The sequence below is a fragment of the Streptomyces sp. NPDC006385 genome, from assembly GCF_040612485.1.
In the GTDB taxonomy this organism is placed as follows: domain Bacteria; phylum Actinomycetota; class Actinomycetes; order Streptomycetales; family Streptomycetaceae; genus Streptomyces.
On sequence record NZ_JBEXQG010000001.1, the window covers coordinates 124,822 to 141,149 of the forward strand.

The following is a 16,328-nucleotide window of genomic DNA, read 5'->3' on the forward strand; positions in this document are numbered from 1 at the left end:
ATTAGATGCAAGTAAGAGCGTCAGGGAACCGATCGACCGCCGAGCGCCACGCAAGATCAGCCCGACGAGGGCCAGGTCACAGCGACGGCGAGGGCAAGGTCACAGCCGTGCCCTCTGCTGCCCCTTTGTACTTGTGGCCTAGCATCCGAGCATGACGGTCCTGCCTGACGACGGGCTTGAACTGGCCGCCGAGTTCCCTGACGTGACCCACGAGCAGTGGCAGCGCCTCGTTGCGGGCGTGCTGCGCAAGTCGGGCAAGGACGTCGAGGGGCCTCAGGCCGAGGAAGCCCTGTCCACCGCGCTGGAGGACGGGTTGCGCACCCGGCCTCTGTACACCGCGCACGACACCGCGCCCGAGCCGGGCCTCCCCGGGTTCACGCCCTTCACCAGGGGCAGCCGCGCCGAGGGGAACACCGTCGGCGGGTGGGACGTACGTCAGCGGCACACCACGGCCGACGGCGACGCGATCCTCGCGGACCTGGAGAACGGCGTCACCTCGCTGTGGCTGGTCGTCGGCGACAGCGGCATCCCGGTGCCGTCGCTCGGCCGGGCCCTGGAGGGCGTCTACCTCGACCTGGCGCCCGTCGTCCTGGACGCCGGCCGCGAGGTCGAGCCCGCCGCCCGTGCGTTGCTGCGGCTGTACGAGGAGCGGGGCGTCGCCAAGGACGCGGCGCGCGGCAGCCTCGGCGCGGATCCGCTCGGCCACGAGGCCCGTACCGGACAGGCGTACGACTTCGCACCGGTGGCCGGTCTCGCGCGGCTGTGCGCCGAGGAGTACCCGGGGCTGCGAGCGCTGACGGTGGACGCGCTGCCGTACCACGAGGCCGGTGGCTCGGCCGCCCAGGAGCTGGGCTGCTCGCTGGCGACCGGCGTCGCCTCGCTGCGGGAGCTGACCGGGGCCGGGCTGAGCGTCGAACAGGCGTGTGGGCAGCTGGAGTTCCGGTACGCGGCGACCGCCGACCAGTTCCTCACGATCGCCAAGCTGCGGGCCGCGCGCAGGCTGTGGGCCAGGGTGGCCGAGGTCTGCGGGGCGCCCGGTGCGGGGGCGCAGGTGCAGCACGTGGTGACCTCGCCGGTGATGATGACGCGCCGCGACCCGTGGGTGAACATGCTGCGCACGACCATCGCCACGCTGGCCGCGGGGGCGGGCGGCGCCGACTCGGTCACCGTGCTGCCCTTCGACCACGCGCTCGGTCTGCCGGACGCGTTCGCGCGGCGCATCGCCCGCAACACCTCGACGATCCTCATCGAGGAGTCGCATCTGGCCCGGGTCATCGACCCGGCGGGCGGCTCCTGGTACGTGGAGCGGCTGACGGACGAACTCGCCCGGGCGGGCTGGGAGTTCTTCCAGTGGATCGAGCGGATCGGCGGACAGGCGGCCGCCCTGCGCTCGGGACGCCTCGCGCAGGACCTCGCCACCACCTGGCAGGCCCGCAGCAGCAAGCTCGCCAAGCGGCGCGAACCGGTGACCGGCGTCAGCGAGTTCCCGCACCTCGCCGAGAAGCCCGTGGACCGGCGACCGGCACCCGAGCAGCCGTCCGGCGGTCTGCCGCGGGTCCGCCGCGACGAGGCGTACGAGGCGCTGCGCGCCCGCTCCGACGCCCACCTCGCCGCGACCGGCTCCCGGCCCCGGATCTTCCTCGCCGCGCTCGGCCCGGCCGCCGCGCACACCGCACGCCTCACCTTCGCCTCGAACCTCTTCCAGGCGGGCGGCATCGAGCCGGTCACCGAGGGCGCGTTCGCGGACAGCGGTGCCACGGAGGTCTGCCTGTGCTCCAGCGACGCCCTGTACGAGGAGCGGGCGGCGGCGGTGGCCGAGGAACTGCGGTCGGCCGGCGCCTCGCACGTGTTCCTCGCCGGACGTCCCGGGGAGTACCCGGGTGTCGACGCGTACGTCTTCGCGGGCTGCGACGCCGTGGCCGTGCTCTCCGCGACCCTCGACCGCATGGGAGTGTCCTGATGACCGCCCCTTCTGGCCCTGCCATCCCCGACTTCTGTGGGATCGAGCTGGGCACCCCGGCCCCCGGCGGCGGCCCCGACGAGTGGCGCACGGCGGTCAAGAACGCGGCCGGCGGGGACGACCTGCTCTGGGAGACCCCGGAAGGCATCCCGGTCAAGCCGCTCTACACCGGGCAGGACCTGGAGGGCCTGGACTTCCTCGGGACGTACCCGGGCGCGGCGCCGTATCTGCGCGGGCCGTACCCGACGATGTACGTCAACCAGCCCTGGACGATCCGCCAGTACGCGGGCTTCTCCACGGCCGAGGAGTCCAACGCCTTCTACCGCCGCAACCTCGCGGCCGGCCAGAAGGGCCTGTCGGTCGCCTTCGACCTGCCCACCCACCGCGGCTACGACAGCGACCACCCGCGGGTGACCGGTGACGTCGGCATGGCGGGCGTGGCGATCGACTCGATCTACGACATGCGGCAGTTGTTCGACGGCATTCCGCTGGACAAGATGACGGTGTCGATGACGATGAACGGCGCCGTGCTGCCGGTGCTCGCGCTGTACATCGTGGCCGCCGAGGAACAGGGCGTACCGCCCGAGAAGCTGGCCGGGACCATCCAGAACGACATCCTCAAGGAGTTCATGGTCCGCAACACCTACATCTATCCGCCGAAGCCGTCGATGCGGATCATCTCCGACATCTTCGCCTTCACCTCGCAGCGGATGCCCCGTTACAACTCCATCTCCATCTCCGGCTACCACATCCAGGAGGCCGGCGCGACGGCCGACCTGGAGCTGGCGTACACGCTCGCGGACGGGGTGGAGTACATCCGCGCGGGCCGTGAGGCCGGCCTGGACGTGGACGCGTTCGCGCCCCGGCTCTCCTTCTTCTGGGCGATCGGCATGAACTTCTTCATGGAGATCGCCAAGCTGCGGGCGGCGCGGCTGCTGTGGGCGAAGCTGGTGAAGCAGTTCGACCCGAAGAACGCCAAGTCCCTTTCCCTGCGTACCCATTCGCAGACCTCCGGCTGGTCGCTGACCGCGCAGGACGTCTTCAACAACGTCACGCGCACCTGCGTCGAGGCGATGGCGGCCACGCAGGGTCACACGCAGTCGCTGCACACCAACGCCCTCGACGAGGCGCTCGCGCTGCCCACCGACTTCTCGGCGCGCATCGCCCGCAACACCCAGCTGCTGCTCCAGCAGGAGTCCGGCACGACCCGGGTCATCGACCCGTGGGGCGGCAGCGCGTATGTGGAGAAGCTGACGTACGACCTCGCGCGCCGGGCCTGGCAGCACATCCAGGAGGTCGAGCAGGCGGGCGGCATGGCGCAGGCCATCGACGCCGGCATTCCCAAGCTGCGGGTGGAGGAGGCCGCGGCCCGCACGCAGGCCCGCATCGACTCCGGGCGCCAGCCGGTGATCGGCGTCAACAAGTACCGCGTGGAGAACGACGAGCAGATCGAGGTCCTCAAGGTCGACAACTCCTCGGTGCGCGCCCAGCAGATCGCGAAGCTGCGGCGGCTGCGCGAGGAGCGCGACGCGACCGCCTGCCAGGACGCGCTGGACGCGCTGACCCGGGCCGCCGGGGGCGAGGGCAACCTGCTGGAGCTGGCCGTGCGCGCGGCCCGCGCCAAGGCGACCGTCGGGGAGATCTCCGACGCCCTGGAGAAGGTGTACGGCCGGCACGCGAGTCAGATCCGTACGATCTCCGGTGTGTACCGCAACGAAGCAGGCGAGTCCCCGAACGTGGACCGCACCCGCACCCTCGTGGACGCCTTCGAGGAGGCCGAGGGCCGCCGCCCGCGCATCCTGGTCGCCAAGATGGGCCAGGACGGCCACGACCGCGGCCAGAAGGTGATCGCCACCGCCTTCGCCGACCTCGGCTTCGACGTGGACGTCGGCCCGCTGTTCCAGACCCCGGCCGAGGTGGCCCGCCAGGCCGTGGAGGCGGACGTCCACATCGTCGGGGTGTCGTCGCTGGCCGCCGGACACCTCACTCTCGTACCGGCGTTGAAGGAGCAGCTCGCCGAGGAGGGGCGCGAGGACATCGTGATCGTGGTCGGCGGGGTGATCCCGCCGCAGGACGTGCCCACGCTGCTGGAGATGGGCGCGGCGGCCGTCTTCCCGCCCGGGACGGTGATCCCGGACGCGGCGTACGACCTCGTGAAGCGACTGTCGGACGACCTCGGGCACGACCTGTGATCGATGTCGACGCGTATGTGAAGGGCGTGCTCGACGGGAAGCGGGCGGTCATCGCCCGCGCCATCACGCTCGTCGAGTCCACCCGCCCGCAACACCGCGTGCTGGCCCAGGAGTTGCTGACCGAGCTGCTCCCGCACAGCGGCCGGGCGCGGCGGATCGGCGTCAGCGGCGTGCCCGGCGTGGGCAAGTCGACGTTCATCGACGCGTTCGGCACCCTGCTGACCTCGCTCGGGCACCGGGTGGCCGTTCTCGCGGTGGACCCGTCCTCCAGCCGTACGGGCGGTTCGATCCTCGGCGACAAGACCCGCATGGAACGCCTGGCCGTGGACCCGGCGGCCTTCGTACGCCCCTCCCCCACGGCGGGCACGCTCGGCGGGGTCGCCAAGGCCACGCGCGAGTCGATCGTGGTGATGGAGGCGGCCGGCTACGACGTGATCCTGGTCGAGACGGTGGGCGTCGGCCAGTCCGAGACCGCGGTCGCGGGCATGGTCGACTCCTTTCTGCTGCTCACCCTCGCCCGTACCGGCGACCAGTTGCAGGGCATCAAGAAGGGCGTCCTGGAACTGGCCGACGTGATCGCCGTCAACAAGGCGGACGGCCCGCACGAGCGCGACGCCCGCGCCGCCGCCCGTGAACTGGCGGGCGCGCTGCGGCTGATGCACGGCAAGGACGCCGTGTGGACTCCGCCCGTGCTGAGTTGCAGCGCGCGGGAGTCGACCGGTCTGGACACCGTCTGGGAGCGCCTCGAACAGCACCGCACCCTGCTGGACTCGACGGGCCGCCTCGCCGCCAAGCGCCGCGACCAGCAGGTCGACTGGACCTGGGCCATGGTCCGCGACGAACTCCTCGGCCGCCTGCACGCCGACCCGGCGGTACGCGCTCTCGCCCCCGCCCTCGAACAGCGGGTCAGGGAAGGCCGGTTGACACCGACGCTGGCGGCCGAGCGCATTCTGGGGGCACTCGGGGGCTCAGTGGCGGGGACGGGGCCGGGGACGGACGCGTCCTGAACGCCCGGTGCCGCAGCACCGGCACCGCGGGAAGGCCGGACTCAGCACCCCGATCCTGAGGAGCGACCGTACTCCGAACCGATCCGGTACTCCCCCGGCACGGTCGCCGTCAGCCGGGTGAACTCGCCGTCCCGGCTGAGGCAGGCGCCGTCGGCGCGCAGCCAGGGGGAGTAGGCGATGCGGAGGGTCGTGGTGCCGGGCCGCGGCATGTGGACGTACCACTCGGCGCCGGTCGTCCGCGTCACCGTGGCCGGTGGTGAGACGAGGGGCACGGCGTCGCGCACCCGGTAGATCCGCCAGTGGGCGTCGTGCCAGACCGGTTCGAGCCAGCGGGGCGTGTGATCACGTACGAGGCGGGCCTCGTCCCGGCCGTACCGGTCCGGTTCGGTGGCGGGCAGGGCGACCAGGCCGACGGCCCAGTGATCCAGCCAGGCCCGGTAGCGGGCCGGCGAGAAGGCGCCGTCGTAGAAGAGGCGACCGCGTTCCATGTCGAGCTGGGTGTTGAAGCCGCGGGCCAGGTTGACGTACGGGGCGAGGACGGCGGCGTCGCGGTGGTCGATGGCCGGGACGGCCTCGACGCGGGTGCGGTCGGCGCCGAACTCCTTCAGGGCGCGTACGACGCCCCGGGTGTCGGCGGCCCAGGCGGGCACCGGATCGCCTCCCAGGCGATCGACGACCATCTTCGGCGCCACCCAGCCGACGGCCGCCACCAGCGCCACGACCAGGACGCCGCGCCGCCACCGGGCGGCCCGCGGGGTGGCCGACAGCGCCGCGAGCAGGACGGGCGCCGCGAACACCCACGCCAGCCGCTCGACGTTCGTGCCGATCGGGGACGGGACGAGGTACACCAGGACCGCCCCGACCGCGTACACCGCCCCCGCCCACCGGGCCACGCGCCAGGTGCGCGGGGCCAGTGCGGTGACGGTGAGGCCGAGCAGCACCGGCATGACCAGCCGCGCGAACGGCATCGGCTGTTGGCCCGAGTACGGGAACACCAGCGTGGTCGTGGCGACGACGGCCGCGGGCGGCGCCAGCAGGGCGAGGGCCGGCCTCCAGTGCCGTACGGCGAGGAAGCCGGCGCCCACCACCGCGAGGAACAGCCCGGCCACCGGTGAGGCCAGCGTGGCCGACGCCGCGCACACCGCGGCGAGCACCACCCGTCGCCCGCCCGTCAGCAGCACGCAGGCGGCGAGGCCCAGGGCGACGCCGAGCGCGAAGGTCGTACGGCCCGCGGCGACGTCGAACCACAGCATCACCGAGGCGAGCAGCGCCGGGCCCATGGGCCGGCGCACCCCACTGCGGACCAGGAGCAGAGCGGTGAGCCAGGAGGCCGCCAGTCCGGAGACGACGCTCACGGCGTTCACTCCGAACGCCGCCATCACGTACGGGGACAGCACGCTGTAGTTGACGGTGTGCGTCCCTCCGAACCAGGACAGGTTGTACGCCGACCCGCCGTACCGCGCCACGAAGCCCGCCCATGACTCCTGGGCCGCGAGGTCCCCGCCGCCGGTGGCCAGGAACGCCCACCACAGCGCGTACAGCGGGAGCACCGCCGCGGTGGCGATCAGTGGAACGCGGTGACGACGGCGGAAGGGGGCAGGAGGTGCCGGGGGCGGGGGTGCGGGCGGGCGGGGTCGGGCGAAGGCCGGCTGGCGGGAGTCTGCTGTGGGGATCACGGGCGTCCTGATGGAAGGCGAGGGATCGGGGCCTTGGTCAGCCTCGTCCCACCGCCCGGCTCCCGGCCTCAGCCGAACGGCCCGACCTCGCCCGGCCCCTGATCGGACTTTCGGCCGACCCTCGCGGCCTTCCTCCGGGTGCGACCGCACCTCCGGCTCCACGTCCAGCACGTGCGTCTGCCTGCGCTCGCTGTCGTACGCCGTAGGTGCAGTTCCACGTCCCGGGCCGCGCCCGCCGCCAGCGCCTGCCAGGGAGTGCACGCCAGCACGTCGCCGTCACGACCGGCGAGAAGATCGGGACGGCGGGGCGGCCCGGCTCCACCTGTCCTCGTACCGCCGCATCCTGCCGGTCAACGCCTCACTCGCCGAAGGGAGTTGGCGCGGGTCGACCGCGGACAGGGCGGCGGCCGTCGAGGGCAGGCCCGCCTCCGCCGACTCCCCGAAGACCGTGACCTGCCCGGGGTCCCCGCCGAACGCCGCGATGTTGTCCCGCACCCACTCCAGCGCGGCGACCTGGTCCAGCAGGCCCCTGTTCGCGGGCGCCCCTTCGATACAGGCGAACCCCTCGATGCCGACACGGTAGTTGAAGGACACGACGACCAGGTCACCGGCCCGTGCGAGGTGCTGGACGTCGTACCCGGGACCGCCGGCGTGGCGGGTCAGGGCTTGCCTGTCGGCAGGAGGGCCCGGACCTCCCAACCGATGTCGGCGCGCGGCCCCACGCGCAGCTCGCCGCCGAGCGTGGTCACCCGCTCCTTCAGCCCGACCAGGCCGAAGCCACCGCCGCGGGCGGCGTCCGGGAGCTGGGTGCCGCCGCGGCCGTCGTCCGTCACCGACACCTCCAACCGGCTGCCGTCGTGCCGCAGGCAGACGGTGACCTCCGTGGCGTCGGCCGCGTGCCGCCGTACGTTGGTCAGGGCCTCCTGCACGACCCGGAAGGCGGCCGCCTGCACCTCGTGCGGCAGGTCGTCGGACACCGTCGGGTCGCGGCGCAGGGCGACCCGCTGGTGCGGGCCGGCGAAGCCGTCGACCAGGTCCTCGATGCCGGCCAGGTCGCCCACCGGGCGGCGCTCGGCCGACTCCGTCTCGTCCGTCTCCCGCAGCACGCCGACCGTGCGCCGCATCGATGCCAGGGCCTCCGTCGCCGCGCGTTCGATGCCCGCCAGGACCGGGTCCAGCTCGTCCGGCCGGGAGGCGGCCATCATGCGGGCCATCTGGGTCTGTACGAGGATGCCGGTGACATGGTGGGCGACGAAGTCGTGCAGGTCGGCGGCGATGGCCAGCCGTTCGGCGCGGCGCGTCTCACCGACGGCGAGGGTACGGCGGTAGTCCATCGAGCGCAGGTAGCCGGCGAGCCCGCCGACGAGGCCGATCAGGACGAGCCCGACCAGCAGCAGCGGCACGACGAACTCGTCCGTCCCGGGCCCGAAGAAGCGCACCGGCAGGGCGAGCAGGGCGCCGGCGTCCAGGAACGCGCACACCGGCGCCCAGCGCGGCGGGGCGTGCCGTACGGCGACGAACAGCAGGCACAGCAGGATGATCGCCTCGCCCGGGCCGAACGGTGCGTCGCCGCGGGCCAGCAGCGTGGCGGCGCAGTACAGCAGCGAGCACAGTGCGGGCACGGTGGTACGCACCGGTACGGTGAGCCATCGCGGGCGCCGCCGGGCCGGCCACAGCACGGCGGCGAGCCCTGCGGCCAGGAGCACGGCGACCGGTGGCATGCCGAGGCCGCCGCTGTCGGCGTACGCCAGGTCGACCGCGGACGCGGCGAGCAGGATGCCGAGGCCGAAGCCCCGCGCGCAGCCCTGGGGGGAAACGGATCTCATGATGGTCACCGTATGTCCGACCGCCGGCGGCGTGATCGGCCGAACGGCCGAGGGCGGCCCGGTGGCGGGCCGCGGGCTCTGGCCGAACGGCCGAGGCGCGCGCCCGGGCCTCGGGGCGAGAGTGGAGCCACTTCCTCTGCTAGATCATCCAGATCGTCGACACGACCATGAACCGATCCCCAGGAGTACGACATGCAGCGCGGTTTCCTCGTCGGTGCCGTAGGCGGCGTGACCGTCGTGGCCACCGCGGTCGGTCTCGCCACCTGGCTCCTCGCCGCCAAGGACGTGCAGCACACCACCGTCGACCCCATCCCGCGCGAGCTCTATGTGAAGGTGGACGGCCACCCGGCGGTCGCGAAGACCATCCTGGAGGCCCGTATCCAGGGCTGGTATCACCCGCTGCCGTGGGTCGGGACGGACATCGACGACGTGTCGTGCCCGGTCCATCTGAAGGCGGTGGTCGGTACGACGCAGACGTGCACGGCGCGTGGCGACGGCGAGCGGATCTCCATCCCGGTCGAGGTGATCAAGGTCGAGGGAGACCCCGCGAAGCCGCGGGTCACCTGGAAGTTCGAGCGCTGACACCCACTCGGGAGCACACCCAGTCATGAGCACCGTCCTGGCCGGATACGGCCTCGTCAAGAAGTACGGCTCCACCACCGCCCTGGCCGGCGTCGATGTCGAGGTCGGCGACCGCGACTCGCTGGCCATCATGGGCCCGTCCGGATCCGGCAAGTCCACCCTGCTGCACACCCTCGCCGGGATCATCCGCCCCGACGGCGGCCAGGTGCTGCTGCGCGGCGAGCGAAGCGAGCGGGGGGTCCCCCCGGCGGAAGGCCTGGGGCGCATCGACGACCTCGGCGAGAACCGGCTCAGTGCCCTGCGCCGCAAGCGGTTCGGCTTCGTCTTCCAGTTCGGGCAGCTGCTGCCCGAACTGCCCGCCGAGGAGAACGTCGCCCTGCCGCTGATGCTGGAGGGCATGCCCCGCAGGCAGGCCGTCGAACGCGCCCGCCGCTGGTTCGCGCCGCTCGGCCTGGACGGCCTGGACAAGCGCCGCCCCGGTCAGCTCTCCGGCGGACAGGCGCAGCGGGTCGCCATCGCCCGCGCCCTGGTGATCGAGCCGGACGTGGTCTTCGCCGACGAGCCGACCGGCGCCCTGGACCAGAACACCAGCGCCGAGGTCGTGCGGCTCCTCACCTCCGTCACCCGCGAGCAGGGCGCCGCCCTGGTCATGGTGACCCACGACGCGGACGTCGCCGCCCACTGCGACCGCGTCCTTCAGGTCCGGGACGGCCGGATCAGCAGCTACCACCAGTACACGGTCGCCTGACCGACCGCGACGCCACCGGAGACTTCGATGCGTTCCCCCGTCCTGCCCCTGACCTGGCATCTGGCCCGGTCCTCCGGCCGCCGCGGCCTGCAGAGCCAGTTGCTGGCAGCCGGAGCCGCCGCCGCCGGCGCGTTCGTGATGCTGGTGATGATCGCCGCCTGCCTCGGCTCCGGCGCCCGCGCCGACCGCACCGCCTGGCGCGTCCCCGACGCGGTGCCCGCCAAGTCGGCGACCGCCGTCCAGGCCACGACCACGACGTACGTGCGCCACCAGCCCGTCACCGTCGTCAACCTCGCCCAGCGCCCGCACCGGGAGCCCACCCCGGCGCCGCCCGGCCTGAGCACGTTCCCGAGGAAGGGGGAGGTGTACGTCTCCCCCGCCCTGGCCGAGCAGTTGCACAAGCTGCCCGCGCACCAACTCGCGGACCGTTTCCCGAAGGTGAGGTCGTACGGGACGATCGGCGCCGCCGGTCTCGCCTCTCCCGACGAACTGGTCGCCGTCATCGGACGCGCCCCCGGCGACCCTGCGGTCTCCGCGTCCGCCGATGGCGGCAACTGGTACGACGAGGGCCAGACCGCCCGCGCCGGGATCACCGGGTTCGCCGGCTCCAAGCCGAGCATGTTCACGGGCGCCGACCAGCAGATGGCGGTGCTCGGCGCGGTGCTGCTGGTGGTGCCCGTCGTCGTGCTGGCCGCCGCCGCAGGACGGCTGGGGGCGGCCCGGCGCGAACAGCGGCTCGCCGCGCTGCGGCTGGCCGGGGCCACTCCGCGCCAGATCCTCGCGATGACCGCGGCCGAGGCGGCGGCCGTGGGCGCCGCCGGCGCCCTCACGGGTGCCCTCGCCTATGCGGCGCTGCTGCCCGCCCTCGCCGAGATCCCCTACGGCATCGGCACCTGGTACACCAGTGAGCTGTGGGTCGGACTGCCGTGGCTCGCGGCAGTGGTGCTGGGGGTCACCGTCCTCCTCACGGTCAGCGCGGTGACGATGCTGCGCCAGGTGGCCACCTCGCCCCTCGGCGTCGCCCAGCAGGCCAACCCGCGCCGTACGCGTCTGATCCGGCTCGTGCTGTTCGCCGTGGCCCTCGGCTACATCCTGCTGAGCACGAACGGCCAGCTGACGAACCGTCAGATGATCGTGCTGCTGGCTCTCTTCTACGGGGCGTTCTGGCTGTTCGGTCCGTGGGTCGTGGACCGGCTGGGCCGGATCGCGGGCCGCTTCGCCCGCCGTCCGGCGACGCTGCTGGCCGCTCGCCGGCTCAGCGACGACCCGCGCGGCGCCTGGCGCACCGTCAGCGGCCTGGTGCTGGCCGGCTTCGTCGCCGGGTTCTTCTCCGTCAGCCAGCTGGGCACCGGCTTCCCCGAGCACCCCGACCAGGTCGCGGTGCTCACCGACGGCGGCGCCCACGCCCGGCACACGGCCGCCGAGGCCCGTACGCTGCTGGACCGGGCGGGCGTCGAGGCGACCGTCAGCACCGTGGGCGAGGACGACTTCCAGAACACCGTGCTGCTCGGCAGCACCGGTGTGGTCGCGCGGGTCTCCGGTGGTCCCGAGCAGATCGACACCGCCATCACGGCCCTGACGCCCGTCGGCGAGGGCCGCTTCCCGGTCTCGCAGGACTACGTGTCCGCCTCGGACGACACCATCGGCGACCGTATCGCCACGGTCAGCACGGCCACGCTGATTCTGAGCTTCCTCGTGGCCACGGCCTCCGCCGGATTGACCGCCGCCGCGAGCGTCCTCGACCGACGCCGCGTCTACGGCCTGCTGCGACTGTCCGGCACCCCGCTGAAGGTCCTGGACCGGGCACGGGTCCGTGAGACGGTCCTGCCCCTGGTCGCCCTGGCCGGCGGCACCACCGCGATGGGCGTCTTCGGCGGCTACCAGCTCAACAAGGCGGCCGGCGCCACCGTCAACAGCGCCGGCGCGCTCCAGCTGACCCTTTGCGTGACCGTCGGAGCGCTGGCGATGTTCGCCGCGATCGCCGGCAGCAAGCCGCTGCTGCGCAGGGTGACGACCAACCCGACGCAGTCCGCCGACTGACAGGCCGGCCGGCGACCTGAGGCCGCCGACTGCGCACGCTCGTCGAGGTGCGCCGGACGACCGCCACCCACGTCCTGCTCGGCGACCGTGCGTGGCGGCTGCCGCCGTGACTGGACCGGCCGCTCTCGCGCGTCGACGTCACCTGGTGGCCGCCTGCCGGGACGGCCACCGGGTGGGGGCGCTGAAGCGGCAGCGCCCCGCGCCCGTCGCGCCCGTGGGGACGGGGGGGCGGCGGATGCCGGGCCCGGGTGGTGGTCACCGGACCACTGCCCGGGCTTCAGGCCGAGGTACCGGGCGGGGCGTCAGCCTCGGGCCCGACACGGCAGTTCGGGCCTCGCCCGCTCCCCAGGTGCCGGACGGCCGACGAACCCTATGCGCCCTCCCGCGCCCGCAGCCGGTGGCGCACATGGGCGAGGAAGCCCTCCAGAGCCAGCTCGAAGGCTCGGTCGGCGCGGTGCTCTCCGACGGCGTCCAGCGCCTCGGCGAGCCGGGGGGTGGCCGTGTCGTCGGCGATCTCCCACATGGCCTCGGGAGCGGCGAGGTCCAGGGCCGAGCCGAGGACGACGTTCTCCAGGGCGACGATGACCGGCATGACGTCGGCCGCGGTGAAGCCCGCGTCGAGGAGGAGGGCGACGGCCCGCTCGTACTGTTCGAGGACGCGAGGTGCCCGCACCGGGCTCGTCATGAGCAGGGGGATCGCTCGCGGGTGCGCGGCGAAGGCCGCCCGGTAGGAGCGGGCCCATGCCTCGAGCGCGGTGTCCCAGGGCCGGAGCTCCAGGGCCGCCGCGTCGATGCCCTCCGCCACCCGCTCGCGCAGCAGCTCGACGATGCCGTCCCGCCCGTCCACGTGGTGATACACCGAGCCGGTCTGCACCCCGAGCCGGCGCGCGATTTGCGGAACGCTGAACTCCCCCTGGGCATCGACGAGTTCGAGCGCGGTGCTGGTGATGCGCTCCCGGTCGAGCAGCGGCGTGCGCGGCCGTCCCATGTCCTGTGCTCCCCCTCAAGGGTCTTCCCAGTCGTCTGAAGAGGAGGTTACATTGCGAAAACCGAAAGCCTTTAGATTTACGGGCGCCGGACATCCCGCACGCCCGCCCCCTCGTCCCTCACGCAGCCAGAAGGGCTTTCCCGTGCCCGTGACCAGTCCCAGCCCGAGCCCCGGCCGGGGCCCCGCCGACAGCACCCCGGCCGCCGCCTCCGCGCCCGCGCCCGCCCTGCGCTCCGGCTCGCTCGGCACCGCCGACATCGCCTTCTTCGTCGTCTCCGCAGCCGCCCCGCTCACCGTCATGGCCGGAGTCGCCCCGCTCGCCATCCTGCTCGGCGGGATCGGCGCCCCCGTCGGCTACCTGCTCGCCGGCGTCACCCTCGCGGTCTTCGCCGTCGGGTTCACCACGATGAGCCGCCATGTCCGGGGCGGCGGCGCCTTCTACGCGTACATCACCCGCGGGCTCGGCCGCGCGGCCGGCGTGGGCGCCGCGCTGCTCGCCCTGGTCGGTTACAACGGCATGGATATCGGCGTCTACGGCCTCCTCGGCACCGCCACCCAGGACACCGTCCACGCCCTCACCGGTGCGGACATCCCGTGGCTGCCCGTCTCGCTCGTGGGCCTGCTGCTCATCGGCTACGGCGGCTACCGGTCGATCGACTTCGGCGCCAAGGTCCTCGGCGTCCTGCTCGTCGCCGAGACCGCCATCCTCGTACTGCTGGCCGTCGGGGTGCTCGTCAAGGGCGGCGCCCGCGGCCTGTCCCTGGCGTCGTTCGCCCCCGGCAACGTGCTGGTGCCCGGCATGGCGGTGGTACTGGCCTTCGCGTTCGCCGCGTTCACCGGCTTCGAGTCGACCGTGATCTACCGCCGCGAGGCCCGTGACCCCCAGCGCACGGTGCCGCGTGCCACGTACATCGCGGTCGCCTTCCTCGGCCTGTTCTACGCGTTCGTCGTGTGGACGGCGATCCAGGCGTTCGGCGACGCGGAGGTCCTCGCGGCCGCCGGCAGCGACCCCGCGGGGCTGTTCTTCACCGCCATCACGACGTACGTCGGCGCATGGGCGGCCGACACGATGCACGTCCTGATCATCACCAGCGTCCTGGCGTCCCTGCTGGCCTTCCACAACGCCATCAACCGCTACGGCCTCGCCCTCGCCGAGGAAGGCGTCCTCCCCAAGGCGCTGGCCCGGGTCCATCCGCGACACGGCTCCCCGTACCTCGTCGGCATCGCCCAGACCGTCGCCGGTGCCGTCGTCGTCCTCGCCTTCGCGGCGGCGGGGGCCGACCCGTACGGGCAGCTGCTGCTGTGGGTCAACACCCCCGGCATGCTGGGTCTGCTGACGCTGCAGTTGCTGGCCGCGCTGGCCGTACCGCTGTACTTCCGGCGCATCCGGCACCGCGAGGGCGTCTGGCGCACGATCGTGGCCCCCGTCGTCGCGGCGGTGCTCCTGGCCGCCGCGATCGTGCTGGTCGTCCGGCACCTCGACCAGTTCACCGGTGCCTCCGCGACGGTGAACACCGTGCTCACGGCCACCGTCCCGGCCGTCTTCCTCACCGGGCTGGCGCTCGCGTGGTGGCTGCGCCGCCACCGGCCCGGCGTGTACGCCCACTTCGCCGCCGAGCCCGAGGACGACGGCAGTGACGGCAGCCATGCCCTGACGTCTGCCGGGTGACCACACCCACGCCCCCACCCATACGCCCCCGCACCGACACCAAGGAGCACCCCCGCATGCCCACCGCCGACCTTCTCCTCACCGGCGCCCGCGTCCGCACGCTCGGCCCGGGTCGCCCCCGAGCCTCCGCGGTCGCGGTACGCGACGGGCTGATCGCGGCCGTCGGTGACGAGAGCGAGGTCCGCGCATGGCGTGGGGCGGGCACCGAGGTCGTGGATCTGGGCGGCGCCTGTCTCGTGCCCGGGCTGGTGGACTGCCACAGCCATCCCGTGTGGGGCCTGGACATGACCACCGGGCTCGACCTGTCCACCGTCCACGACCTCGACGGGCTGCGATCGGCGCTCGCCTGCGCGCAACGGACCGACGGATGGGTCATCGGCTTCGGCCTGGACCACAACGTGTTCGGCGGACGCCCGGTGGACCGGGCCCTGATCGAGGACGTCCTGTACGGGGCGCCGGCCTTCCTGCGGCTGTACGACGGACACTCCGCCCTCGTCACCGGCGCGGCGCTGAAGGCGGCCGGGGTCACCGGGCCCCGGACGTTCGCACAGCGCTCCCACCTCGCGACCGACTCCGACGGGCGCCTGACCGGCCATCTGGTGGAGCACGCCGCGATGGACCTGGTCGCGGCCGTCATGCCCCGGCCGTCGTACGGCGAACGGCGGCTCCGGCTGGTGCAGTTGCTGTCCGCCATGGCGGCCACCGGTCTCACCGGCGCCCATGTCATGGACGGCGGCGACCCCGACCTCCTCGACGCCGTGGCGCGGGAGACGGTCCTGCCGTTGCGGCTGCGCTTCGCGCCCTGGTGCATGCCGGGCGCCGACAAGGAGGCACTGGAGGAACTCGTCGCGCTGCAGGGCCGCGGCGGGCGGCACTGGCGCGTCGGCGGCGTGAAGTTCTTCATGGACGGCACCGTCGAGGGCGGCACGGCCTGGCTGGAGCACCCGGACTGCCACGGCCAGGGCACGGGGGCCTTCTGGCCCGACCCGTCCGCGTACGGCGCCGCCGTGCGCTTCCTGCACCGGGCCGGGGTGCGGACCGCGACCCACGCGATCGGGGACGCGGCCGTGCGTCACGTACTCGACACCGTGGAGGCACTCGGTCCGGGCGCACGGCTCACCCACCGCGTGGAGCACATCGAGTCGGCGCCCGACGACACCGTGGCGCGGTTCGCCCGGCTCGGCGTCATCGCCTCCATGCAGCCCCCGCACACCGCCTACACCCGGGCGGACCGCTCCGACGAGTGGTCCCTGCGGCTGGGCGAGGACCGTGCCTCGCGGGCCTGGCGCCTGCGGGACCTGCGCGACGCGGGCGCGGTGGTCGCGCTGGGCTCGGACTGGCCGATCGCCCACTACGACGCCCGGGCCGTCCTGGCCACCGCCCGCGCGCCCCGAGGAGCGGCGTCCGCGCGGGCCGGGCTCACCGGACTGCAGGCTCTGGAGGGCTGCACCACACACGCGGCCCTCGCGGCCGGCGAGGGGGCCGTCGCCGGGCGCGTCGCCGTGGGTCACCGTGCCGACCTCACCGCGCTGCACCTCGATCCCGTCGAGGCCCCCGCCGATGAGGTCGCCGACGCCCCCGTACGCCTCACCGTGACCGGCGGGCACATCGTGCACCGCGACACGTGACAAGGCGCCGCG

The 16,328-nt window shown here is 73.5% G+C and carries 11 protein-coding genes and 1 pseudogene; 8 read left to right on the forward strand and 4 right to left on the reverse strand.

Going from position 1 to position 16,328, the window contains the following annotated elements:
• The first annotated feature begins 151 nt into the window (after positions 1–151).
• Genes ABZ078_RS00595 through meaB form a run of 3 tightly spaced genes read left to right on the forward strand, consistent with a single transcriptional unit; the run spans position 152 to position 5,159 of the window.
• The gene (locus ABZ078_RS00595; RefSeq protein ID WP_356570247.1) at positions 152–1,960 is read left to right on the forward strand and encodes a methylmalonyl-CoA mutase subunit beta; all 1,809 of its coding nucleotides are present in this window, start codon (positions 152–154) and stop codon (positions 1,958–1,960) included.
• Positions 1,960–4,152 (forward strand): methylmalonyl-CoA mutase, encoded by a 2,193-nt coding sequence (gene scpA / locus ABZ078_RS00600; RefSeq protein ID WP_356570248.1) that lies wholly within the window; start codon positions 1,960–1,962, stop codon positions 4,150–4,152. Before ABZ078_RS00595 ends, scpA begins: the two co-directional genes overlap by 1 nt.
• Positions 4,149–5,159 carry a methylmalonyl Co-A mutase-associated GTPase MeaB gene (meaB, locus tag ABZ078_RS00605; RefSeq protein WP_356570249.1) on the forward strand — a complete coding sequence of 337 codons (1,011 nt, stop codon included), beginning with the start codon at positions 4,149–4,151 and terminating at the stop codon, positions 5,157–5,159. The genes scpA and meaB overlap by 4 nt, the downstream gene beginning before the upstream one ends.
• A gap of 41 nt (positions 5,160–5,200) precedes the next feature.
• Here meaB and ABZ078_RS00610 read toward each other — a convergent pair whose 3' ends face one another.
• The 3 genes and pseudogenes from ABZ078_RS00610 to ABZ078_RS00620 all read right to left on the reverse strand — a co-directional run bounded on the left by ABZ078_RS00610 (position 5,201) and on the right by ABZ078_RS00620 (position 8,661).
• Positions 5,201–6,835 (reverse strand): hypothetical protein, encoded by a 1,635-nt coding sequence (locus ABZ078_RS00610; protein WP_356570250.1) that lies wholly within the window; start codon positions 6,833–6,835, stop codon positions 5,201–5,203.
• A gap of 209 nt (positions 6,836–7,044) precedes the next feature.
• Positions 7,045–7,489, reverse strand: a pseudogene (locus tag ABZ078_RS00615) (carboxylesterase family protein); the annotation flags it as partial.
• Positions 7,490–7,494: 5 nt separating this feature from the next.
• The gene (locus tag ABZ078_RS00620; RefSeq protein ID WP_356570251.1) at positions 7,495–8,661 is read right to left on the reverse strand and encodes a histidine kinase; all 1,167 of its coding nucleotides are present in this window, start codon (positions 8,659–8,661) and stop codon (positions 7,495–7,497) included.
• A 192-nt stretch (positions 8,662–8,853) separates the two neighbouring features.
• On the opposite strand from ABZ078_RS00620, the gene ABZ078_RS00625 reads away from it, so the two are divergent.
• The 3 genes from ABZ078_RS00625 to ABZ078_RS00635 are packed head-to-tail and all read left to right on the forward strand — an operon-like array spanning position 8,854 to position 12,031.
• Complete coding sequence (locus ABZ078_RS00625) at positions 8,854–9,243, forward strand: DUF4333 domain-containing protein (RefSeq protein WP_356570252.1); 390 nt, start codon at positions 8,854–8,856, stop codon at positions 9,241–9,243.
• Between the two features lie 25 nt (positions 9,244–9,268).
• Entirely contained in the window at positions 9,269–9,991 is a 723-nt protein-coding gene (locus ABZ078_RS00630) for an ABC transporter ATP-binding protein (protein ID WP_356570253.1), read from the forward strand.
• 27 nt (positions 9,992–10,018) lie between these two features.
• A complete protein-coding gene (locus tag ABZ078_RS00635; RefSeq protein WP_356570254.1) occupies positions 10,019–12,031 on the forward strand; it encodes an FtsX-like permease family protein in 2,013 nt (670 codons plus the stop codon).
• A 370-nt stretch (positions 12,032–12,401) separates the two neighbouring features.
• On the opposite strand, the gene ABZ078_RS00640 is transcribed toward ABZ078_RS00635, so the two are convergent.
• On the reverse strand, positions 12,402–13,019 hold the full coding sequence (locus ABZ078_RS00640; RefSeq protein WP_356570255.1) for a TetR/AcrR family transcriptional regulator C-terminal domain-containing protein: 618 nt from the start codon (positions 13,017–13,019) through the stop codon (positions 12,402–12,404).
• A 226-nt stretch (positions 13,020–13,245) separates the two neighbouring features.
• Here ABZ078_RS00640 and ABZ078_RS00645 point away from each other — a divergent pair, with 226 nt between their 5' ends.
• Together ABZ078_RS00645 and ABZ078_RS00650 are read left to right on the forward strand one after the other, a co-directional pair.
• Positions 13,246–14,688: an APC family permease gene (locus ABZ078_RS00645; protein ID WP_356570465.1), complete on the forward strand. Its 1,443-nt coding sequence runs from the start codon at positions 13,246–13,248 to the stop codon at positions 14,686–14,688.
• A 56-nt stretch (positions 14,689–14,744) separates the two neighbouring features.
• Positions 14,745–16,316, forward strand: a complete 1,572-nt coding sequence (locus ABZ078_RS00650; protein WP_356570256.1) for an amidohydrolase — start codon at positions 14,745–14,747, stop codon at positions 16,314–16,316.
• Positions 16,317–16,328 lie beyond the last annotated feature (12 nt).